The sequence below is a fragment of the Mycolicibacterium holsaticum DSM 44478 = JCM 12374 genome, assembly GCF_019645835.1.
In the GTDB taxonomy this organism is placed as follows: domain Bacteria; phylum Actinomycetota; class Actinomycetes; order Mycobacteriales; family Mycobacteriaceae; genus Mycobacterium; species Mycobacterium holsaticum.
In genome coordinates this window covers 4,925,037-4,946,523 of record NZ_CP080998.1, presented here as the reverse complement: position 1 = coordinate 4,946,523, position 21,487 = coordinate 4,925,037, and the positions used below count along the sequence as shown (strand labels likewise).

Below are 21,487 nucleotides of genomic sequence, written 5' to 3'. Positions count from 1 at the left end.
CCGGAAGCCAGGTCGGCCCACCAGTTAAGCGATCGCTTAACTCCCTATTGACGCCCAGGTCAGAGACACCGACACTGGGGGCCCAGCCCATCCCGTGTGAGGACGATCACATGCAGGTCCCCGGACCATTCGAATACGAACGTGCCACCAGCGTCGATCACGCCGTCGGACTCCTGGACCGCCTCGGAGACGGCGCGATGGTCGTGGCCGGCGGGCACAGCCTGCTGCCGATGATGAAGCTGCGCATCGCCAACCCCGAATACCTCGTCGACATCAACGACCTGGTGAACGAGCTCGGCTATATCGAGGTCGAGCCGACCAGGGTGCGCATCGGGGCGATGACGCGGCACCGGCAGGCGCTGGAATCCGATGCGCTCGCCGCGGTCTGCCCGATTTTCCGGGACGCCGAGAAAGTGATCGCCGACCCGGTGGTGCGCAACCGCGGCACCGTCGGCGGATCGCTGTGTCAGGCCGACCCCGCCGAGGATCTGACGACCGTGTGCACGGTGCTCGACGCGGTGTGTGTGGCCCGCGGCCCGGCGGGGGAGCGGGAGATCCCCATCGCCGATTTCCTGGCCGGCCCGTACGAGACCGCGCTTGCCCACAACGAGCTGCTCACCGAGGTCCGGATCCCGCGGCGCGCGCACAGCTCCAGCGCGTACTCGAAGGTGGAGCGGCGGGTCGGCGACTGGGCGGTCACCGCGGCAGGCGCCGCGGTGACCCTCGAGGGTGACACCCTGGCCGCCGCCCGGCTCGGGCTGACCGCGGTGAACACCGACGAGGCTGCGCTGGCCGCCGTCGGTGCGGGCCTGGCCGGGCGCCCGGCCACCGAAGAGTCGTTCGCCGAGGCGGGCCGCGGCGCCGCGCAGGCGTGCAACCCGGTCAGCGACATGCGCGGCAGCGCCGACTACAAGCGCCACCTCGCATCCGAGCTCATCATCCGAACGTTGCGCACCGCGGTGGCGCGGGTGCGCGACAACAACTGAGGCCGAAGGGATCTGACGATGCAAGTGAATATGACCGTCAACGGCGAACAGGTCGCCGCCGAGGTGGAGCCGCGCACGTTGCTCGTCCACTTCCTACGAGATCAGCTGCGGCTCACCGGAACCCACTGGGGCTGCGATACCAGCAACTGTGGCACCTGTGTGGTCGAAATGGACGGTGAGCCGGTCAAGTCGTGTACGGTGCTCGCCGCGATGGCCAGCGGGCGCGCCATCCGGACGGTGGAGGGCCTGGAGGTCGACGGCCGCCTCGACCCCGTGCAGGAGGGCTTCATGCAGTGCCACGGCCTGCAGTGCGGGTTCTGCACACCGGGGATGATGATCACGGCGCGGGCCCTGCTGGAAAAGGATCCCGACCCCGACGAGGAAACGATCCGCGAGGCGATCTCCGGACAGATCTGCCGCTGCACCGGTTACACGACGATCGTGCGGTCCATCCAGTGGGCCGCCCAAGCCCGCCGTGCCGAGACAGAGGAGGCGGCCAACGCATGACCACCACCGAAGTACGCCCAGAGGGTGTACCCGACGACGCGACCGACAACGACCGCAAGCCGTGCGGTCACGGGCGGATGCTGCGCAAGGAGGATCCCCGCTTCATCAGGGGCCGCGGAAACTACGTCGACGACGTGGCGCTGCCGGGGATGCTGCACCTGGCGATCCTGCGCTCACCGTATGCGCATGCCCGCATCGTCGGCATCGATACCAGTGCGGCCCAAGCACATCCGAAGGTCAAAGCGGTGGTCACCGGGGCGGATCTGGCCGCCAAGGGGCTGGCGTGGATGCCGACGCTGTCCAACGACGTGCAGGCCGTGCTGGCCACCGACAAGGTGCGCTTCCAGGGCCAGGAGGTGGCCTTTGTCGTCGCCGAGGACCATTACTCGGCGCGCGACGCGCTCGAGTTGATCGACGTCGAGTACGACCCCGTCGATCCCGTCATCGACGCGCGCCGTGCGCTGGACCCCGACGCCCCGGTGATCCGCACCGACCTCGACGGCAAGTCCGACAACCACTGCTTCGACTGGGAGACCGGCGACGCGGCCGCCACCGAGGCCGCCTTCGCCAAGGCCGACGTCGTCGTCAAGCAGGAAATCGTCTATCCCCGTGTGCATCCCGCACCGATGGAAACGTGCGGCGCGGTCGCCGATCTGGACCCGGTGAGCGGAAAGCTCACACTGTGGTCGACCACGCAGGCGCCGCACGCCCACCGCACCTTGTACGCGTTGGTCGCCGGTCTGCCCGAGCACAAGATCAGGGTCATCTCACCGGACATCGGCGGCGGGTTCGGCAACAAGGTGCCGATCTATCCCGGTTACGTGTGCGCCATCGTCGGCTCGCTCCTGCTGGGCAAACCGGTCAAGTGGATGGAGGACCGCAGCGAGAACCTGACCTCGACCGGGTTCGCGCGCGACTACATCATGCTCGGCGAGATCGCCGCCACCTGGGACGGAAAGATCCTGGCGATCCGGTCCAACGTGCTCGCCGACCATGGCGCGTTCAACGGCACCGCGGCCCCGGTGAAATATCCCGCCGGTTTCTTCGGGGTGTTCACCGGCAGCTACGACATCGAGGCCGCGTACTGCCATATGACCGCGGTGTACACGAACAAGGCGCCCGGCGGTGTCGCCTACGCCTGCTCGTTCCGCATCACCGAGGCGGTCTACCTCGTCGAACGGCTGGTGGACTGCCTGGCCCACGAGCTGAAGATGGATCCCGCCCAGCTACGGCTGTCCAACTTGCTCAAACCCGAACAATTCCCGTACAAGTCCAAGACCGGCTGGGTCTACGACTCGGGCGACTACGAGACGACCATGCGGTTGGCCATGCAGATGGTCGACTACGACGCGCTGCGCGCCGAGCAGAAGGAGAAGCGCGAACGCGGCGAGCTGATGGGCATCGGGATGTCGTTCTTCACCGAGGCCGTCGGCGCGGGCCCGCGCAAGGACATGGACATTCTCGGTCTGGGCATGGCGGACGGCTGCGAGCTTCGGGTCCACCCCACCGGCAAAGCCGTTGTGCGGCTTTCGGTTCAGAGCCAGGGTCAAGGCCACGAGACGACGTTCGCCCAGATCGTCGCCGAGGAACTCGGAATCCCGCCCGACGACATCGACGTGGTGCACGGCGACACCGACCAGACCCCGTTCGGGCTGGGCACCTACGGCAGCCGGTCCACCCCGGTGTCGGGTGCAGCGGCCGCGCTGGTGGCCCGCAAGGTCCGCGACAAGGCCAAGATCATCGCCGCGGGCATGCTGGAGGCCAGCGTCGCAGATATGGAATGGGACAAGGGCACGTTCCACGTCAAAGGTGACCCGTCGGCGTCGGTCACCATCGCCGACATCGCGATGCGGGCCCACGGTGCCGGGGATCTGCCCGACGGTCTCGAGGGCGGCCTGGACGCGTCGATCTGCTACAACCCCGAGAACCTCACCTATCCCTACGGTGCGTACTTCTGCGTCGTCGATATCGACCCCGGCACCGCCGTGGTGAAGGTGCGGCGGTTCCTCGCCGTCGACGACTGCGGCACCCGCATCAACCCGATGATCATCGAGGGTCAGGTGCACGGCGGCATCGTCGACGGGATCGGCATGGCGCTGATGGAGATGATCGCCTTCGACGAGGAGGGCAACTGCCTCGGCGGATCGCTGATGGATTACCTGATCCCGACCGCCGTCGAGGTGCCCAACCTGGAGACCGGACACACCGTGACCCCCTCGCCGCATCACCCGATCGGCGCCAAGGGCGTCGGCGAGTCGGCCACCGTCGGTTCGCCGCCGGCCATCGTCAACGCCGTGGTGGATGCCTTGGCGCCGTTCGGTGTTCGGCACGCCGACATGCCGCTGACCCCGTCGCGGGTGTGGGAGGCGATGCAGGGCCGGGCGCAACCCCCGATTTAGGAGCCTGATATGACGATCACCGAACGGGTCGCCCAGTTGCGCCGTGCACGCACACCTTTCGTGCACGCCACCGTCGTCCGTGCCCAACAGCCCGCATCCGCACACGCCGGCGATGAGGCAATCCTGTTGTCGGACGGCACGATCGAAGGTTTCGTCGGTGGGCACTGCGCGCAGAACTCGGTGCGCAAGGCGGCGCTCGGCGCGTTGCAGGCCGGGGAGAGCGTGCTGCTGCGGGTGCTGCCCGACGGCGACGTGCACTACCCCGAGGCGCCGGGCGCATGCGTCGTGGTCAACCCCTGCCTGTCCGGCGGGGCGCTGGAGATCTTCCTCGCGCCGCAGTTGCCCGCGCCCCTGATCCGGGTGTGCGGGAGCACGCCGATCGCCGAAGCGCTGGCGGACATGTGCGCGGTGCTCGGCTACGACGTGGCGCGCGACGGGGACGGTGAAATCAACCAGGCCACCGCGCTCGTCATCGCCACCCACGGCGGGCCGGAAGCCGAAACGATCGCCGCGGCGCTCGACGCGGGGGTGGGCTACGTCGGGCTGGTGGCCAGCAAGATCCGTGGCCAAGCGATCCTCGATGAGCTCGACCTCACCGAGCAGCAGCGCCGACGTGTGCACACCCCGGTGGGCCTGCCGATCGGTGCGAGGACCCCCGCTGAGATCGCGGTGTCGATCCTGGCCGAGGTGATCCGCGGTATCCGGGTGGACGGCCTTGCCGCCGACCGGGACGCGACGAGCACACCGGAGACGCGAAGAGAGGAAGCATGCCACAGTCACGGGTGACTGGGATAGTGCTGGCGGCCGGCTCATCTCGCCGGTTGGGTGGTACGCCGAAACAGTTGTTGAAACTCGGTGATACGACGGTTCTGGGTGCCACCCTCGCGGTCGCCAGAAGCTGCCCGTTCGACCAGCTCATCGTCACCCTCGGCGGCGCGGCGGATGCGGTGCGAAAATCGGTGGTCCTCGACGGCATCGACATCGTGATGGCTGACGACCCCGGCTCGGGATGTTCTTCCTCGCTGCGCACCGCGCTGCCGTGGGTGGATCCGCGCGCCGACGGTATCGTGCTGATGCTCGGTGACCAGCCCGGCGTGGCCCGCGCGTCGGTCACCAAGCTGATCGCGTCGGGGCGCGGCGCCCCGATCGCGGTGTGCCGATACGATGACGGTATCGGCCATCCGTTCTGGTTGGGCCGCAAGGTGTTTCCCGAGCTCGCAGAGTTGCACGGTGACAAGGGTGTGTGGCGGATGATCGAGTCCGGTCGACATGACGTGCGCCGCATCCCGATCGACGACGTGGTACCGCTGGACGTCGACACCTGGGACGACTACGAACGTCTGCTCGCATCGGTGGCGCGATGACCCGACCATCGGCACTGTTCGCCGATGTCGACGACGTCATCCGGCGCTTCGACACCCACGACTACCTGCTGGACACCGGTACGGCGTCGGCGATCTATCTGGCGGCCACGCTCGGGCGTCCGCTGCTGCTGGAGGGTGAACCCGGGGTCGGCAAGACCACTGCGGCCAAAGTCCTTGCCGCGGTGGCGGGTACGCCACTGGTGCGGCTGCAGTGCTACGAGGGCCTGACCGCGGCCGAGGCGCTGTACGACTGGAACTACCAGCGTCAGCTGCTGGCGATCCGGTTGGCCGAGGCACGCGGCAGCGGAATCGACGAGTCCGACCTCTACACCGAGGCGTACCTGGTCGACCGGCCGATCTTGCAGTGCGTCCGGTACCGCGGACCCGGTGCGCCGATCCTGCTGATCGACGAAATCGACCGCGCCGACGACGAATTCGAGGCGCTGCTGCTGGAGTTTCTCGGTGAGGCCGCCGTCACTGTCCCGGAACTGGGCACCTTCGTCGCCGAACGACCGCCGATCGTGGTGCTCACCTCCAACCGCAGCCGCGACCTGCACGACGCGCTGCGGCGACGGTGCCTGTACCACTGGATCGACTACCCCGACCCGGTGCGCGCGGCGAACATCGTGCGGCGCACCGTGCCCGGTGCCAGCGCCCCGCTGATCGAGCACGCCGCCCAGTTCGTCGGTGCCACACGCGGTCTCGACCTCGACAAGCCACCAGGGGTCGCGGAAACGATCGACTGGGTCGCCGCGCTCGTCGCGCTCGGGGTGACCGACCTGGTCACCGCCGACACCGAACGCGGGTTGGCGAGCCTGGGCGCACTGGCCAAGACCCCCGACGACCTCGCGCTGATCAAGGGCGCGTTCGCCGAATACAGCTGAAAACCGAGAGGAAATACTTGATGAAGATCGCCAACGAGTTCACCGTCAGTGTCCCCATCGAAGACGCATGGCGGCTTCTGACCGACCTCGAACAGGTCATTCCGCTGATGCCCGGCGCGCAGATGACGGGCCGCGAGGGCGATGACGTGCTCGGCAAGGTCAAGGTGAAGGTCGGCCCGGTGACCAGTGAGTTCAGCGGCAAGGTGCGCTTCGTCGAACAGAACACCGACGAGCACCGCGCAGTCATCGACGCCAAGGGCAAGGAGGCCCGCGGTACCGGCAACGCCGCCGCTACCGTCATCGCCCAGTTGCACGACGAAGGTGACCACACCCGGGTCACCGTCGACACCGACCTGAAGGTGGTCGGCAAGCTTGCCCAGTTCGGAAGCAGCATGCTGCAACAGGTTTCGGAGAAGCTGCTCGGTCAGTTCGTCGAGGCGCTCGAGGCCAAGTTAGCCGCCGACAAGGCAGCGCCGGCCGCGCCGGAAAGCGGTGGCACCGCCTCGGTCACCCATCTCACGACGGCCAAGCCCGAACCCGAGGCCATCGACCTGATCGACCTCGCCGGTGGCGGTGCGTTGAAGAAGTACGCCCCGGCGGTGCTTGGCGCCGTGGTGTTGGCGGTCGTTCTGGTCATCATGGGCCGGTTGCGCGCCGCGCGAAAGGCCCGGCACGCGAACGGATGACGACGCCGTACCTGCTGCGCGGCGTCGACATCGCCGCCTTCGCCGTCGCGCTGGTGGATCGGCTGCACAACGGTGGTGTCGCGGTCTCCGCCAGCGGCCCAGCGGGATTCGTCGAGGTGCTGCGACACGACTGGCCCGCCACCCGCACGCAGTTGTACTGGGCGGCGCGGCTGACCCTGGTCAACCGGGTCGAGGACATCGCCCCGTTCGACGCGGTGTTCGACGCGGTGTTCGCCAACGCCGTGCTCGGCGTGGATCCCCCGGGGCTCAAGCGCAGCCTCGGCACGACCGCCGCCGCCGACCCGGGCGTGCCCGGTCGCCAGGACACCGTCGCCGAAGGCGGGCTGCCGTGGAGCACCCGGCCCGCGTCGGTGACGGCGACCGACCCGCATGACGGTGACGTCGGCATTCCCGACACCCTGCCCAGCCGCATCGTCGCGCACGCCGACGAACCGTTCGATCACTTCGATCCGGACGAGCTGCGGTTGATCGGGCGGTGGCTGGAACAGTCGGTCGTGCGCTGGCCGCAGCGCCGCAGCATGCGCAGGGAACGCCACCACCACGGCAAGCGCATCGACCTGCGGGCGACCATGAAGCAGTCACGCCAGACGGGCTGGGAGACGATGCGGGTCACGCGGACCCGCGCCCGTGCACATCCCCGCCGCGTGGTGCTGCTGTGCGACGTCAGCCGCTCGATGCAGCCCTACGCCACCGTCTATCTGCATCTGATGCGGGCTGCCGCGCTGCGGCACAGCGGAATTCGACCCGAGGTGTTCGCCTTCTCCACGTCGCTGACCCGGCTCACCGCCGCGCTTTCGCACCGGTCCGCGGAGGTGGCGCTGGCCAGAGCCAACGCCAAGGTCGCCGACCGCTACGGCGGCACCCGCATCGGGCACTGCGTGGGCGAGCTGTTGTCGGCACCGCAGGGCAATGCGCTACGCGGCGCGGTGGTGATCATCGCCTCTGACGGGTGGGACAGCGACCCGCCGGAGGTCCTCGAGCGGGCGCTGGCGCGGGTGCGTCGGCGCGCTCAGACGCTGGTGTGGCTCAACCCGCGCGCGGCGAACCCCGACTTCCGCCCGTTGGCTGCATCGATGGCCGTCGCGATGCCGTACTGCGACCACTTCCTGCCGGCGCACTCACTGACCGAGCTGAAGAGGTTGTTCGCGGTGCTGGCCGACCAGGCGGGCTAAGACGGCTGCTCGGTGGCCGGCTGGGCGCCGGCCCGCTTGGCGGCGCGGCGACGCTTGTACCACTCGATGAACATCGGCAGCACCGACACCACCACGATCGCGATGACGATCGGCTCCAGCAGCTGCTGCACGGCCTCGAACCGACCGAGCCAGTAGCCGAGCAACGTCAGCCCGATGCCCCACACCACGGCGCCGAGAATGTTGAAGAACGCGAACGCCGGATAGTTCATCCGGGCGGCGCCCGCGGTCAACGGTGCCAGCGTCCGCACAATCGGCACGAACCGCGCGATCACGATCGCGAACGGCCCGCGCTGCTCGAAGAACACATGCGCCTCGTCGAGGTACTTCTGCTTGAGGAACCGGGCATCGGGTTTGAACATCGCCGTGCCGACGTTGCGCCCGATCCAGTAGCCGACCTGGCCACCGAGGATGGCCGCGATCGGGATGAAGACCAACAGCTGCCACAGCTGAAAGTTGATGGTCTGGCCGCCGTCCTTCGCCAGCGCTGCGGTGCCCGCGGCGAGCATCCCGGCCACGAACAGCAGCGAGTCGCCGGGCAGGACCGGGAACAGCACACCTGACTCGACGAAGATCACGACCAGCAGGCCGACCAAGGCCCACGTCCCGAAGTACCCGAGCAGCGTCATCGGGTCCAGGAAGTCGGGCATCAGCGCCAGTTGGTCGCTCGCCGCGAAAAAGGCCGTGGTGGTCACAACGCCCCAAGATACCGGTCGGCCACGCCGATCAGGGAAACGCGTTGGCAGGCGGCCCCGCGTCGGCGCCGCTAATGTTCGAATATGCCAAGTCACAGAGCCGTTCTTGTCGAGTCGGCGGGCGCGCCGCTGGTACTCAGCGACGTCGAAACCACGTCGCCGCCGCGCGACCACGTGCGCATCACGGTCGCCGCGTGCGGCGTGTGCGGCACCGACCACGGCATCGTCAACGGCGCATTCCCCGAGATGACATGGCCGGTCACGCCCGGCCACGAAATCGGCGGCACGATAGCCGAACTCGGTGACGGCGTGGACACGTTCGCGGTCGGTGACCGGGTCGCGGTGGGGTGGTTCGGCGGCAACTGCAACAAGTGCGTGCCGTGCCGCAAAGGCAAGTTCATGCAGTGCGAGCGCATGCAGGTGCCGAGCTTGCACTACCCCGGCGGGTACGCCGAATCGGTCGTCGTGCCCGCGACCGCGTTGGCCCGGATTCCCGACCAGCTGTCCTTCGCCGAGGCCGGACCGATGGGGTGTGCCGGCGTCACCACGTTCAACGCGCTGCGCCGGACCGCGGCCAGGCCCGGTGACCTGGTGGCCGTCGTCGGCATCGGCGGCCTCGGACACCTCGGGGTGCAGTGGGCAAGGGCGATGGGCTTCGAAACCGTGGCGATCGCTCGCGGCGCCGACAAGGCCGACGACGCCCGCACCCTCGGTGCGCACCACTACATCGATTCGACCGCCGAGGATGTGGCGGCGGCCCTTCAGGCGCTCGGCGGTGCGACCGTGGTGTTGGCGACCGCGGCGAACTCGGCGGCGATCGGCCAGGCCGTCGGCGGCCTGGGCCCGGAGGGCGATCTGGTGGTCTGCGGCGTGTCACCTGATCCGCTGCCGATCACGCCGGGGGAGTTGATCATGGCCGGGCGTCGCATCACCGGGCATCCGTCCGGCACGTCGCGCGACGTCGAGGAGACCATGCAGTTCGCGGTGCAGACCGGGGTGCGGGCCTGGATCGAGGAGCGGCCGCTGGCCGAGGCCGCCGCGGCGTACGACGCGATGGAGGCGGGCCGCGCGCGCTACCGGATGGTGCTCACCATGTGATTTCGGTGTATTTGGTCACGCTGGGCGTGACTAACTACACCGAAATCACGACTGCGGGGCCTGGCAGATCTTCCACTGGTCGTCGCGGAACTGCAGGTCGAAACTGCGGGTCGAGCGGGTCTGCGGGGCGAACGCCATGAACGTGGTGACGTTGGCCTCGGCGTGGTCGCCGTTGACGACCACCTCGTCGATGCTGGCCACCACCGGGTACTGCTTGGCGGCGGCCACCCGGGCGTGGGTCTCGGCCCACGAGTGATCGTTGTACTTGACGTAGCTGTCGCGGGTGGCGCCGCAGGTGATGCTGCGCAGGGTGGCCAGGTCGCCGTTCTGGATCGCGATGTCGAAGTTCTGGATCGTCGAGCGAACCTTCTCCTCCTGCGACACCTTCGACTCCGAACCCCGCGTCAACAGCACGGTGCCCAGGATCGCGATGGCGGCCAGGGCCGCGATCACCAGGACCACCGCGATCACCCACCCCCAGCTGCGGCGGTTCGCGAGCATCTTGGACCCCTCGCCGCGCGGTGGGATCATCTGTGGTGCAACGGGTTTCTGCGGCGGCACCGCGCCGGGCGGTGGCGAGAACACCTCGGTGGCGGGATCGGTCGGGGTGTCGATCTTCTGCGTCGACCCGGCGTCGAAACCCGACGGCGCGGTGTACCGGCGCTCGGCGGGTTGGCTCACCGGGGCCTGCTCGGTGTGCGCCTGGGCCTGCGAGATCACCTCGGTGGCCGGTTCATGTTCGGGGTCCGGAGGCGGCAGCACCTCGGTGGCGGCCTCGGACGCGGTCCGGTCGGTGTCGGCGGCTACGTCGGCGGGGGTCTCGTCGACCTCGTCATCTGGCTGGTCAGGCCCTGATGGGTTCGGCATCCGTGCTGCTTTCCTCCCTTACGACGCTACGGCCGGAAGCTTAATCATCCGGCCGGATCTTTGCTTTGCCCGCCGCACGGCACAATGGGGCCATGACGCGGATGGGTGATCTTCTCGGACCGGATCCAGTACTGCTTCCCGCGGACAGCGCCGCCGAAGCGGAGTTGGCCGCCGCTGAGAACCCCGCGATCGTGGCCGCCGCGCATCCGACGGCGTCGGTGGCGTGGGCGGCGCTGGCAGAAGCCGCACTCGCTGCCGATCAGGCCGTCACCGCGTACGCGTACGCCCGCACCGGTTACCACCGCGGGCTGGATCAGTTGCGCCGCAACGGGTGGAAGGGTTTTGGGCCCGTGCCCTACCGCCACGAACCCAACCGCGGCTTCCTGCGGTGTGTCGCCGCGCTGGCCCGCGCCGCCGACGCGATCGGTGAATCCGACGAGTATCAGCGTTGTCTTGATTTGCTCGACGACTGCGATCCCGGCGCGCGCCCGGCGCTCGGGCTCGGCTGACCGATCACTCGGCTTCGCATCTGCAGTCCGCGGCGTCGTCGGGCGGCTCCACCTGAACGGTCGAGTGGTCCAACCCGCGGGCGGTCAACACCGCGCGGGCGTCGTCGAGCACCAACGCCGAATCGCGCGCGCTGGTCAGGTGCGCGGTGACCATGTCCTTACCGGGCACCAGGGTCCACACGTGCAGGTCGTGCACTTCGGTGACGCCCTCCACGTCGCACAGTGCAGTGCGCAGTTCGTCGACGTCGATGTGGGCCGGTGAGGACTCCGAGAGGATTCGCAAGGCGGCGCGGGCCAACGAGAACGCCCGCGGCAGCACCCACAGCGCGACGAACACGGCGACCACCACATCGGCGTAGGGCCAGTGCGTGGTGACCGTGACGATGCCGGCGATCAGCACGCCGATGCTGCCCACGGTGTCGGCGACCACTTCCATGTAGGCGCCCTTGACGGCCAGGCTCGTCTTGGAATGCGACCGCAGCAGCAGCACGACAACGGCGTTGGCGGCCAGCCCGGCCAGCGCGACGACGATCATCGGCACGCCGGGCACATCGGGTGCGTGGCCGAGCCGTTCGAACGCCTCGTACAGGATGAACGCCGCCACCCCCAGCAGCAGCACCGCGTTGGCGACGGCGGTGAACACCTCGGCGCGGTGCCAGCCGTAGGTGCGCGCGGGTGAGGTGCTGCCGCGGCGGGCCAGCAGCACCGCGGTCAGGCCCATGAACATGGCCACCAGGTCGGTGAGCATGTGGCCGGCGTCGGCGAGCAGCGCGATCGAGTTGATCAGCAGCGCGGTCGTGAGCTCAAGCGCGAAGAACGCGGTGAGGATCGCCGCGGCGATGACCATCCGCGAGACGCGGGCATCGACCGACCCGTGATCATGTCCGGCACCCATGCCAGCAATATATGCAGAAATACGCATATGTCAAGGACTCCGTCGCGCGCCGCCCGGCTCCGGCACGGGACGTCAGAGCCAGGCGGACCAGAACCGGGTCAGCGCGCTGCCGGCGCCCACCAGCTGCCGCGGCACACCGGAGAAGTCGAAGAACCACAGCACGACGTTCCAGAACCACTGGTTGAGCCCGGGTGCCAGCAGCAGGATCAGCAGGATGAAAAAACCCCACTGCTTGGCGGGCTGCAGCGCGCGCTGGGTGTCGGGGCTCAGGTGCGGTTCCAGCGCGCCGTAGCCGTCGAGGCCGGGGATCGGCAGCATGTTGAGCACGAACGCGGTCACCTGCAGGAAGCCCAGGAACGCCACCGCAGACCAGAACACCGAGCGCTGTGGGTCACGCATCGACGCGGTGAGGGTCAGCAGCAAGATCGCGAAGACCAGGTTGGTGGCCGGCCCTGCGAGGCTGACCAGCGTCTTCTGGCGTTTGGTCATGAACGACGTGCGCACCCACACCGCGCCGCCGGGCAGCCCGATACCGCCGATCGCGATGATCAGGATCGGCAACCCGATCGACAGCAGCGGGTTGGAGTACTTGAACGGGTTCAGGGTCAGGTAGCCCCGGACGGGAACGTCGTGGTCACCGAAGCGCCACGCGGTGAAGGCGTGGGCGAACTCGTGCAGGCACAACGTCACCACCCAGCCGGCGATGACGAAGACGAACACCCCGACGTAGGCCAGCGGTTCTGCCGCGTCGGCGGCCACCCACGCCAGCGCCCCGCCGAGCGCCGTCAGCGCGACGATCGCCAGGAAGATCGGGCTGGGGCGCACCGACTGGTTCAGCGGACGGACGGTCACGACTCGGACGCTACCGATCCCGCCAGTTTCGCCCAAAGGGACAACCGGGCGAAAAAGTGCGAGAGAAGTCCGCCGTTTCGTCGATCTCGGCGCGGCGCATCGCATCAGCCGACCCGCAGCCAGCCTTCGGTGTGCCGGTAGAACGTCGAGCGCCGTACCGGCCGCGGCGCCGGCACCCCGTCGCGCAGGACGACCGCACCCGTCGTGCCCAGCTGGACGGCGCGGCCGGTGACCCAGCGCAACCGGCCTCGGCGCAGCACCGCCGCACGCAGCCCGGGCAGCGTCGGCGTGGGTGTGACGCGGACCCCGGCCGCCTCCCCGTCGAACAGCACGGTGTCGTCGACGACGGCCTCGCCGTGCAGCGCAGCGCCGACCGGGTCGCCGTGCCATTCCGCCGCGCCGACGATCACGGTGCCGGTTTCGTCGCGGATGAGCGGCACCCGCGTGGCGACACCGCGCAGCGCGCGACGTGCCTGCCAGCAGCGCCGCACGTGCGCGACCTCGACGTCGAGCCGGTCGGTGCGCAGCAGCCGCGTCAGCACGCCCGCCAGTTCGGCATGGGCCCCGACGACGATCATCCGGCGGCACGGGGCGTCGGGCGTGTCGGCAACGGGCAAACCGCGCAGCGCGCGGGGCAGTTCGCGGCCGCCGAACAGCAACACCACGGCGTCAGCGGCGCTCAACGCGGCTCCTCACATGGGGCTGGGATAAGGTAGCTCACCGGCTGCAAAGTGTTGATGCAAGAGTAGCGGGACTGCGAGGACCGAGCCATGCCGGCAATCGTGCTCATCGGCGCCCAATGGGGCGACGAGGGCAAAGGAAAAGCCACCGATCTACTCGGTGGGCGTGTCCAGTGGGTGGTGCGCTACCAGGGCGGCAACAACGCCGGCCATACCGTCGTGCTGCCCACCGGCGAGAACTTTGCCCTTCACCTGATCCCATCGGGGATCCTCACCCCCGGCGTCACCAACGTCATCGGCAACGGTGTGGTGGTCGATCCCGGTGTGCTGCTCACCGAGCTGAAGGGGCTGGAGGACCGCGGCGTCGACACCGAGCGGCTGCTGATCTCCGCGGACGCGCATCTGCTGATGCCGTATCACGTGGCGATCGACAAGGTCGTGGAACGCTACGCGGGCAGCAAAAAGATCGGCACCACCGGCCGCGGTATCGGCCCCTGCTACCAGGACAAGATCGCCCGCATCGGAATTCGTGTCGCCGATGTCCGCGATCCCGTGCTGCTGGTCGAAAAGATCGAAGCCGCACTGGAATTCAAGAACCAGGTGTTGGTCAAGATCTACAATCGCAAGGCCATCGAGACCGACGAGGTGGTCGAGAACCTGCTGGAGCAGGCCGAGGGGTTCAAACAACGCATCGCCGACACCCGCTACCTGCTGAACGCGGCGCTAGAACAGGGTGAGACGGTTCTGCTGGAAGGTTCGCAGGGCACGCTGCTCGACGTCGATCACGGCACGTATCCCTATGTGACGTCGTCGAATCCGACGGCCGGTGGCGCGGCGGTGGGATCGGGAATCGGCCCGACACGGATCACCACGGTGCTGGGCATCCTCAAGGCGTACACGACGCGGGTGGGTTCTGGCCCGTTCCCCACCGAGCTGTTCGACGAGTACGGCGAGTACCTGTCAAAGGCCGGCGGCGAGGTCGGCGTGACGACGGGCCGTCGGCGCCGCTGCGGGTGGTTCGACGCGGTGATCGCGCGCTACGCAACACGTGTCAACGGCATCACCGACTACTTCCTGACCAAACTCGACGTGCTGTCCAGCCTGGAGACCGTACCGGTGTGCGTGGGCTATCGGGTCGACGGCAAGCGCTTGACCGATATGCCGATGACGCAGTCCGATATCGCCCGCGCCGAACCGATCTACGAGGAGATGCCGGGCTGGTGGGAGGACATCTCCGGGGCCCGCGAGTTCGACGATCTGCCCGCCAAGGCGCGTGACTACGTGCTGCGGGTCGAAGAGCTTGCCGGAGCTCATGTTTCGTGCATCGGCGTCGGCCCGGGGCGCGACCAGACCATCGTGCGCCGCGATGTGCTGGCGGCCCGCGCGTGAGCGATGATCCGCACCTGATCGATCCCGACTATGCCAAACACGGTGGCTTTCCCGATTTCGCGCCCGCGGAGCCGGGACCCGGTTTCGGACGGTTCCTGACCGCGATGCGTCGGCTGCAGGACCTTGCCGTCTCCGCGGATCCCGACAGCGACACCTGGGACCAGGCCGCCGACCGCGCAGAGGACTTGGTTCAGCTGCTCGAGCCCTTCGAGGCGCCCGAAGGCGTCGGCCCCGCCAACCGGGTTCCGTCGCTGCCCGGCGCGGGCAGCCTGCTGATGCCGCCGTACCGGGACGTCACCCTGCGCCCCGAGGGGGTCGAGCTCACCGTGCAGTTCAGCCGCTTCTCGGTGGGTGGCAACTCCGCGGTGCACGGCGGCGTGCTGCCGTTGCTGTTCGATTCGGTGTTCGGCATGGTCATCCACGCCGTGGGGCGCCCGATCAGCCGTACCGCGTTCTTACACGTCGACTACCGCAACGTGACCCCCATCGACACCCCGCTGACCGCACGCGGCTGGATGCGAGAGGCCGAGGGCCGCAAGGCGTTCGTCAACGCCGAGCTGCGCGACCCCGAGGAGAACCTGCTCGCCGAGGCCAACGGGCTGATGATTCGCCTGCTGCCGGGCCAGCCATGACCACGCCCGCGCGACACCGGCTTTCCACACCCCGCGCAGCGGCGCTCGCCGGGGTGATGTTCGCGGTGCTGTTCACCACCGTGATCGTGTTGATGCGCACTGGCGTGCCCGACGGCGGCGATGCGCGGGCCCGGGTGGCCGCGATCCTGATGCCGTTCGCGGGCATCGCGTTTCTGTGGTTCATCGGTGTGGTGCGCGACGGCTTCGGCGGCTTCGAGGACAAGTTCTTCTCGACCGTGTTCATCGGCAGCGGGTTGCTGTTCCTGGCAATGATGTTCGCCGCGTCGGCGACGAATATGGCTGCCGCACACGGCAACGGCGAGACGGCCGAGTTCGCCCACGAGCTGATGCTCGCGTTCGCCAAGACGTACGGGTTGCGGATGGCGGCGGTGTTCATGATCACGCTGGCCACCATCTGGCTGAAGACCAACCTGATGCCACGCTGGCTGGTGGTCGCCACTTACCTTGCCGCGGTCGGCATCCTGGTGGCCAGCGACACCTCCATGTGGCTGGTGCTGGCGTTCCCGCTGTGGGTGCTGTTCGTCAGCGTGCTGCTGCTCACTCGACGAGCCGGAGCGCTTGTGACGGACACAGCTTGACGGCTTCTTCGACGTTGTGCAGTTGGTCCTCGGGCACCTCGCCGGTCTGGACGGCTCCGCCGTCCGCGTCGACGAGCACCACCACGATGCCGTCGTCGTCCTGATCGAACACCGCGTCGGCGACCATCACGCAGTTACCCGCCTGGATGCACACCTCGCGATCCGCTTGAACTCTCACTTGCTCATCTCCATGCCACCCTCAACGACTTCAGACCGTAGATGAAGTGAAATGACCGGAACTGGACATCCGCGAAATCCTCGGCCAACTCCAGCGTCGGAAACCGGCGCAGCAGCGCGGGAAACGCGATGCGCATCTCCATCCGGGCCAGCGGCGCGCCGAGGCAGTGATGAACCCCGTGGCCGAACCCGAGATGCCCGATCGCGCCGCGCCGGATGTCGAGCACCTCGGGCGAGTCGATGAAATCGGGGTCGCGATTGCCTGCAGGCAGTGAGACGAAGACGAGTTCGCCCGCCGGGATCGGCACCCCGGCCACTTCGACGTCGGTGGTGGTGTACCGCGGGATCGCGTTGTGCACGATCGACAGCCAGCGCATCAGCTCCTCCACCGCGGGCGCGACCGCGGTCGGGTCGTCGCGCACCGCGGCCAGCTGTTCGGGATGGCGCAGCAGGGCCAATGTGCCCAGCCCCAACATGTTCGACGTGGTCTCGTGGCCGGCCAGCAGCAGCAGGCTGGCGATACCGACGAGTTCGTCGTCGGTGAGTTCGGCGCCGTGTTCGCGCACCAGCATGCCCAGGATGTCATCGCCGGGATTTCGCCGGGCATGCTCCACCAGCGAGCCCATGTAGGCGCGGCTCTGCCGCTGCAGGTCCACCCGTTCGGCGATGGGGATGGACAGGTCGAGTTGACGTGCGCTGCGCTGTTGGAATTCGGCGCGGTCGCCGTAGGGCACTCCGAGCAACTCGCAGATCGCCAGCGAGGGGATCGGCAGCGCGAAGGCGTCCACCAGGTCGACGGGCGGACCGGCTTTTGCCATCGCGTCGAGCTGCTGATCGACGATCTGGGCGATGCGCGGCTCCAGGCGCTTCATCCTGCGGATGGTGAACTCCGGGGTGAGCATGCGGCGCAGCCGCTGGTGCTCGGGCGGGTCGAGGCCCAGCAGGTTACCGGAGCGGGCCTTGGCCAACTCCTCCTCGGAAAGCGTTGGCGCGCCGGGCAGCACGAAGCCGGCCGGGCGGGTGTTGGAGAACCGTTCGTGGTCCGACAGCACGGCCTTGACGTCGTCGTGGCGGGTGACCAGGTAGACCCGCATGCCGAGCGAGTTGGTCGAGACCGACACCCCGGCGCTCTGCCGGATCTCCCGCAACGCCGGCGTCGGGTCGAACCCGTCGCGGCGCATGTGCAGCGGCGGTACCGCGACGGTTTCGGTCATGTTCTCGACGGTACCCGCGAGGCGTCGTTGGCCCCGAGATCGACGTTTTGGACGCTTTTACTCGCACTATCTGTGCGATTTGTCCCGTCGGGCCGGAGAGTGGGCGTCCGACTCCTTGACCCACGGAGCAGGCCACCAGATGCGCGGGCCGATCAGCGTGAACAACGCCGGGATGATCACCGTGCGCACCAGGAAAGTGTCCAGCAGGATGCCGAGCCCGACGATGATGCCCACCTGGGTCAACACGATCAGCGGCAACACCCCAAGGACGCAGAACACCGCCGCCAGCACGATCCCGGCGCTGGTGATGACGGCGCCGGTGGCCGAAACGGCACGCACGATGCCGTCGCGGGTGCCGTGCTCGGGGGTCTCTTCGCGCGCACGGGTGACCAGGAAGATCGTGTAGTCCACGCCGAGTGCCACCAGGAACAGGAACGCGAACAGCGGCGCGGTGTTGTCCAGCGCGGGAAAACCGAAGAGGTGCACGCTGGCCCAGCCGCCCAGGCCGAGCGCGGCCAGCGCGCTGAGCACCGTCACCGCCACCAGGACCAGCGGCGCCAGCGCCGACCGCAACAGCACGTACAGCACCGCCAGCACCACGACCAGGATCGCAGGTATCACGACCAGCCGGTCATGGCCCGCCGCGGCGCTGGCGTCCCGCGCGGTGGCATCCGAGCCGCCGACCAACGCGTCGTCGTCCACCGCGCTCACCGAGCCGCGAAGATCGTCGATGATGTTGAACGCCGCGTCGGAGGCCGGTTCGGCGTCGAGCACCACCGACCACTGCGTGAGCCCGGAGGGGCTTTGGCCCGCCGGTGTCACCGACACCACCCCGGGGGTGTCGGTGATCGCGCGTTCGACCTCGGCGGCCCGTGCGGTGGGAGCGACGACGTGCGTGGGATCGGTCAGGCCGCTGGGGAAGTGTTCTGACAACCGCTCGTATCCGGTGACGGACTCGGCCTGCACCCGGAACTGTTCGGTCTGCGAGAGGCCGACCGGCGTGTTCCACACCCCGATGCACAACAGCGCCAGCCCCGCGATGGACACCGCGACGACGCGGCCGGGACGGCGGGCCACCGATTCGGCGATACGGTGCCAGACCCCGCTGTCGGTAAGGGGTTTGGCGCCCAGCTGGGGGACGAACGGCCAGAACAGCCGCCTGCCGAACAGCCCCAGCAGCGGCGGCAGTACCAGCAGCACATACACCGCCGCGACGATCAGACCCGCCGCGGCCTGCACGCCGAGGCTGCGCACGCTCGGCGACGAAGCGAACACCAGCGTCAGCAGCGCCAGCACCACGGTCGCGTTGCTCGCCAGGATCGCCGGCCCGGCCTGGCGCACCGCGACGGCCAACGCCTCTCGGTGGTTCTCGTTGCGGCCCAATTCCTCTCGATACCGGGAAATGAGCAGCAATGCGTAGTTGGTGCCGGCGCCGAACACCAGCACGCTGGTGATGCCCGACGTCGACCCGTCCGGGCTCATGCCGACGGCCTGAGCCACGGCGGTGCCCAGCACCGCGGCCACCCGGTCGGCGAACCCGATCACGGCCAACGGCACCAGCCACAGCACCGGCGAGCGGTAGGTGATGATCAACAGCAGCGCGACGACGGCGGCCGTCACCGCGAGCAGCGTGATGTTGGCACCCGAGAACGAGTTCGCGATATCGGCGCCGAACGCCGGGCCGCCGGTGACCTCGGCGCGCAGATCCGGCGGCAGCCCGGCCGCGGCGTCGCCGCGCAGCTGTTTGACCGCGTCGTTGAGCTCGAAGCCGGACAGGTTGGAGTCCAGCGGCACGGCTGCCAGCGCGGCCTGGCCGTCTTCGGAAACCTGAGCGGGCCATTTCCGGTCGACGGCGTCGACGTCGGCCGGGCTCAGCGCGGCGCCGTCGGTGCGGGTGACGACGATGATCGCCGGTGCGCTGTCCCCTCCGGGGAACTGCGTGCGCAGCGCGTCGACGCGGGCGGACTCGGCGGAGTCGGGTACCGGCACCGGCGAGCGCCCGCTGGAGTCGTCACTGCCGATCAGGGCCATCAGGACGCCGGAGAGTGCGACCACGAGCACTGCCAATACCCAGGACACGCGCCGCGACATCTCTCCAATATCTCAGAGACGGGCATGAGCCCGCCGAACCGTTCATCTGGCAGGCTGGACATCGCGATGAGTGACACGACGCAGGACGACGCAGCCGACGGGTCCGCAGCAGCGGCGAACTCGACGGTGATGCTGCTCGGCGCCGGGGAGCTGGGCCGTGAGTTGGCGCTGGCGTTTCAGCGGCTGGGCGCCGACGTCATCGCTGTGGACCGCTACGCCGACGCGCCCGCGCACGGGGTAGCCGATCGGTCCGTCGTCGCCCAGATGAACGACGCCGACGCGCTGACCGCGCTGATCGAGAAGGAGAGCCCGCGCTACATCGTGGCCGAGGCCGGACTGATCGCCGCGGATGCGTTGATCGCCGTCGCCGAGCGCGGCGACGTGGAAGTGTTCCCCACCCCGCGCAGCACCCGGCTCGCACTGGACCGGGAGGGTCTGCGCCGGCTGGCCGCCGATGAACTGGGTCTGCCGACCGCGCCGTTCTGGTTTGCCGGCTCGGTCGATGAGTTGACCGCGGTGGCCCAGCACGCCGGTTTTCCGCTGCTGGTCAAGCCCGTTTTTGCGGCGGCGGGCGACGGTGAGTCGGTGCTGTTGCGGGCCGAGGATGTCGAGCCGGCCTGGCAGCGCGCCGTCGTGGCCGGAAGGATCCCGCACAACCGGGTGATGGCCGAGACGATCGTCGACGTCGACTTCGAGGTCACGCTGCTGACCGTTCGGACGACCGGTCCGACGGGGCCGGTCGTGCACTTCTGCGAGCCGATCGGGCACCGCCAGGTCGACGGGGGTGTGCTGGAGTGCTGGCAGCCGCAGCCGATGCCGTCGGCGGCGCTGGACGTCGCGAAGTCGATCGCTGCGCGCATCGTCAACTCGCTGGGCGGGCGCGGCGTGTTCGGCGTCGAACTGCTGGTGCGCGGTGACGAGGTGTACTTCGACAGCGTGCGGCCGCGTCTGCACGACAGCGGACTGGTGACGCTGCGCTCGCAACGACTTTCGGAGTTCGAACTGCACGCCCGCGCGATCCTCGGCCTACCGGTGGACACCATCATGATCTCTCCGGCCGCCGCGGAAGTAACCTACGCCGGCGCCGAATCGACCGCCGGCACCGGCGTTGATCCGCAGATCGTGCTCGCCGATGCGCTGACCGTGGCCGAAAGCGACGTGCGGTTGTTCAACCGGCCCGACGACGGCGAGACGCCGCGCCGTCTGGGGGTGGCGATGGCAACCGCCGCCGATCCGATCGTGGCGCGCGACCGCGCCAAGCGCGTCACGACCGCGCTGCGGGGGCTCTGGTAGCCATGTCCGAGCCCACCCCGGCCGACCGGCCGACGATGACGCCGTTCCTGGCGGCGCTGGGGGTCTTCGTGCTCGTCGTGGTCGGAATCGCTCTGTTCAATCTGCTGGGCGACGACGAGCCGTCCGCCGAGGCTCAGGTCGCCCGCGCGGCGGTCGGCCAAAACGATGCGCTGCAGCGGCAGAGTTACGCCGATTTCGGTTCCTACACCTGTGCTGCCGAGCGGGGTACCGAAGCTGACCTGCTTGCCGGTCAACGGAATTCGGTCGATTCGCGCGGTGAGCGGTTTGTCGACGACGTCACCGATGTCACAGTGCAGGGCGACCGCGCCAGCGCCAAGGTGACCTACCACTTCGACAAGGCGCCGGACGCCAAAACCAGTGTGAACATGAACTTTGTCCGCGAAGACGGGGCATGGAAGGTCTGTTCAGCTGGCCCCAGGTAGCTGTGGGACACTTCGG

23 protein-coding genes are annotated in these 21,487 nt (G+C 68.7%); 15 read left to right on the top strand and 8 right to left on the bottom strand.

Annotation, left to right across the window (positions count from 1 at the left end):
• The first annotated feature begins 110 nt into the window (after positions 1-110).
• Genes K3U96_RS23895 through K3U96_RS23860 form a run of 8 tightly spaced genes read left to right on the top strand, consistent with a single transcriptional unit; the run spans position 111 to position 8,019 of the window.
• Positions 111-986 (top strand): FAD binding domain-containing protein, encoded by an 876-nt coding sequence (locus tag K3U96_RS23895; protein ID WP_220691291.1) that lies wholly within the window; start codon positions 111-113, stop codon positions 984-986.
• 18 nt (positions 987-1,004) lie between these two features.
• The gene (locus K3U96_RS23890) at positions 1,005-1,493 is read left to right on the top strand and encodes a (2Fe-2S)-binding protein (RefSeq protein ID WP_069404629.1); all 489 of its coding nucleotides are present in this window, start codon (positions 1,005-1,007) and stop codon (positions 1,491-1,493) included.
• Positions 1,490-3,892 (top strand): aerobic carbon-monoxide dehydrogenase large subunit, encoded by a 2,403-nt coding sequence (locus K3U96_RS23885; protein ID WP_220691290.1) that lies wholly within the window; start codon positions 1,490-1,492, stop codon positions 3,890-3,892. Before K3U96_RS23890 ends, K3U96_RS23885 begins: the two co-directional genes overlap by 4 nt.
• Positions 3,893-3,901: 9 nt before the next feature.
• Positions 3,902-4,678 carry an XdhC family protein gene (locus K3U96_RS23880; RefSeq protein WP_220691289.1) on the top strand — a complete coding sequence of 259 codons (777 nt, stop codon included), beginning with the start codon at positions 3,902-3,904 and terminating at the stop codon, positions 4,676-4,678.
• Positions 4,660-5,256 carry a nucleotidyltransferase family protein gene (locus tag K3U96_RS23875; RefSeq protein WP_069405439.1) on the top strand — a complete coding sequence of 199 codons (597 nt, stop codon included), beginning with the start codon at positions 4,660-4,662 and terminating at the stop codon, positions 5,254-5,256. The genes K3U96_RS23880 and K3U96_RS23875 overlap by 19 nt, the downstream gene beginning before the upstream one ends.
• A complete protein-coding gene (locus K3U96_RS23870; protein ID WP_220691288.1) occupies positions 5,253-6,140 on the top strand; it encodes an AAA family ATPase in 888 nt (295 codons plus the stop codon). Before K3U96_RS23875 ends, K3U96_RS23870 begins: the two co-directional genes overlap by 4 nt.
• Positions 6,141-6,160: 20 nt before the next feature.
• Positions 6,161-6,826 (top strand): SRPBCC family protein, encoded by a 666-nt coding sequence (locus K3U96_RS23865; RefSeq protein WP_220691287.1) that lies wholly within the window; start codon positions 6,161-6,163, stop codon positions 6,824-6,826.
• A complete protein-coding gene (locus tag K3U96_RS23860) occupies positions 6,823-8,019 on the top strand; it encodes a vWA domain-containing protein (RefSeq protein ID WP_220691286.1) in 1,197 nt (398 codons plus the stop codon). The genes K3U96_RS23865 and K3U96_RS23860 overlap by 4 nt, the downstream gene beginning before the upstream one ends.
• Here the strand turns inward: K3U96_RS23860 and K3U96_RS23855 are convergent.
• A complete protein-coding gene (locus K3U96_RS23855; protein ID WP_069405466.1) occupies positions 8,016-8,687 on the bottom strand; it encodes a DedA family protein in 672 nt (223 codons plus the stop codon). The genes K3U96_RS23860 and K3U96_RS23855 overlap by 4 nt on opposite strands.
• A gap of 129 nt (positions 8,688-8,816) precedes the next feature.
• Between K3U96_RS23855 and K3U96_RS23850 the strand changes: the two genes are divergently transcribed.
• Positions 8,817-9,830, top strand: coding sequence for an alcohol dehydrogenase catalytic domain-containing protein (locus tag K3U96_RS23850; RefSeq protein WP_220691285.1), 1,014 nt, complete (start codon positions 8,817-8,819; stop codon positions 9,828-9,830).
• 45 nt (positions 9,831-9,875) lie between these two features.
• Here the strand turns inward: K3U96_RS23850 and K3U96_RS23845 are convergent, their stop codons facing one another.
• Entirely contained in the window at positions 9,876-10,697 is an 822-nt protein-coding gene (locus K3U96_RS23845; RefSeq protein ID WP_220691284.1) for an Rv0361 family membrane protein, read from the bottom strand.
• A 92-nt stretch (positions 10,698-10,789) separates the two neighbouring features.
• Here K3U96_RS23845 and K3U96_RS23840 point away from each other — a divergent pair, with 92 nt between their 5' ends.
• Positions 10,790-11,206 (top strand): DUF3151 domain-containing protein, encoded by a 417-nt coding sequence (locus K3U96_RS23840; RefSeq protein ID WP_069405445.1) that lies wholly within the window; start codon positions 10,790-10,792, stop codon positions 11,204-11,206.
• Between the two features lie 4 nt (positions 11,207-11,210).
• On the opposite strand, the gene K3U96_RS23835 is transcribed toward K3U96_RS23840, so the two are convergent.
• The 3 genes from K3U96_RS23835 to K3U96_RS23825 form a co-directional block, all read right to left on the bottom strand.
• The gene (locus K3U96_RS23835; RefSeq protein ID WP_220691283.1) at positions 11,211-12,101 is read right to left on the bottom strand and encodes a cation diffusion facilitator family transporter; all 891 of its coding nucleotides are present in this window, start codon (positions 12,099-12,101) and stop codon (positions 11,211-11,213) included.
• Between the two features lie 72 nt (positions 12,102-12,173).
• Positions 12,174-12,953 (bottom strand): site-2 protease family protein, encoded by a 780-nt coding sequence (locus tag K3U96_RS23830; RefSeq protein ID WP_069405447.1) that lies wholly within the window; start codon positions 12,951-12,953, stop codon positions 12,174-12,176.
• Positions 12,954-13,057: 104 nt separating this feature from the next.
• The gene (locus tag K3U96_RS23825) at positions 13,058-13,636 is read right to left on the bottom strand and encodes a peptidase M50 (protein ID WP_220691282.1); all 579 of its coding nucleotides are present in this window, start codon (positions 13,634-13,636) and stop codon (positions 13,058-13,060) included.
• Positions 13,637-13,723: 87 nt separating this feature from the next.
• Here K3U96_RS23825 and K3U96_RS23820 point away from each other — a divergent pair, with 87 nt between their 5' ends.
• From K3U96_RS23820 to K3U96_RS23810, 3 genes are read left to right on the top strand one after another with little or no spacing between them, the layout of a single operon-like run.
• A complete protein-coding gene (locus K3U96_RS23820) occupies positions 13,724-15,022 on the top strand; it encodes an adenylosuccinate synthase (RefSeq protein ID WP_220691281.1) in 1,299 nt (432 codons plus the stop codon).
• Positions 15,019-15,654: a PaaI family thioesterase gene (locus tag K3U96_RS23815; RefSeq protein ID WP_220691280.1), complete on the top strand. Its 636-nt coding sequence runs from the start codon at positions 15,019-15,021 to the stop codon at positions 15,652-15,654. The genes K3U96_RS23820 and K3U96_RS23815 overlap by 4 nt, the downstream gene beginning before the upstream one ends.
• Positions 15,651-16,253, top strand: a complete 603-nt coding sequence (locus tag K3U96_RS23810; RefSeq protein WP_220691279.1) for a hypothetical protein — start codon at positions 15,651-15,653, stop codon at positions 16,251-16,253. The genes K3U96_RS23815 and K3U96_RS23810 overlap by 4 nt, the downstream gene beginning before the upstream one ends.
• On the opposite strand, the gene K3U96_RS23805 is transcribed toward K3U96_RS23810, so the two are convergent.
• From K3U96_RS23805 to K3U96_RS23795, 3 genes are all read right to left on the bottom strand, one after another.
• A complete protein-coding gene (locus K3U96_RS23805) occupies positions 16,213-16,431 on the bottom strand; it encodes a ferredoxin (protein ID WP_220691278.1) in 219 nt (72 codons plus the stop codon). The two genes, K3U96_RS23810 and K3U96_RS23805, sit on opposite strands and share 41 nt — an antisense overlap.
• Before the next feature lie 4 nt (positions 16,432-16,435).
• A complete protein-coding gene (locus K3U96_RS23800; protein WP_220691277.1) occupies positions 16,436-17,644 on the bottom strand; it encodes a cytochrome P450 in 1,209 nt (402 codons plus the stop codon).
• 66 nt (positions 17,645-17,710) lie between these two features.
• Entirely contained in the window at positions 17,711-19,735 is a 2,025-nt protein-coding gene (locus tag K3U96_RS23795) for an MMPL family transporter (protein ID WP_220691276.1), read from the bottom strand.
• Positions 19,736-19,801: 66 nt separating this feature from the next.
• Between K3U96_RS23795 and purT the strand changes: the two genes are divergently transcribed.
• Together purT and K3U96_RS23785 are read left to right on the top strand one after the other, a co-directional pair.
• Positions 19,802-21,028 (top strand): formate-dependent phosphoribosylglycinamide formyltransferase, encoded by a 1,227-nt coding sequence (purT, locus tag K3U96_RS23790; RefSeq protein WP_230982273.1) that lies wholly within the window; start codon positions 19,802-19,804, stop codon positions 21,026-21,028.
• Positions 21,029-21,063: 35 nt separating this feature from the next.
• Positions 21,064-21,471 carry an Rv0361 family membrane protein gene (locus K3U96_RS23785; RefSeq protein ID WP_230982272.1) on the top strand — a complete coding sequence of 136 codons (408 nt, stop codon included), beginning with the start codon at positions 21,064-21,066 and terminating at the stop codon, positions 21,469-21,471.
• Positions 21,472-21,487 lie beyond the last annotated feature (16 nt).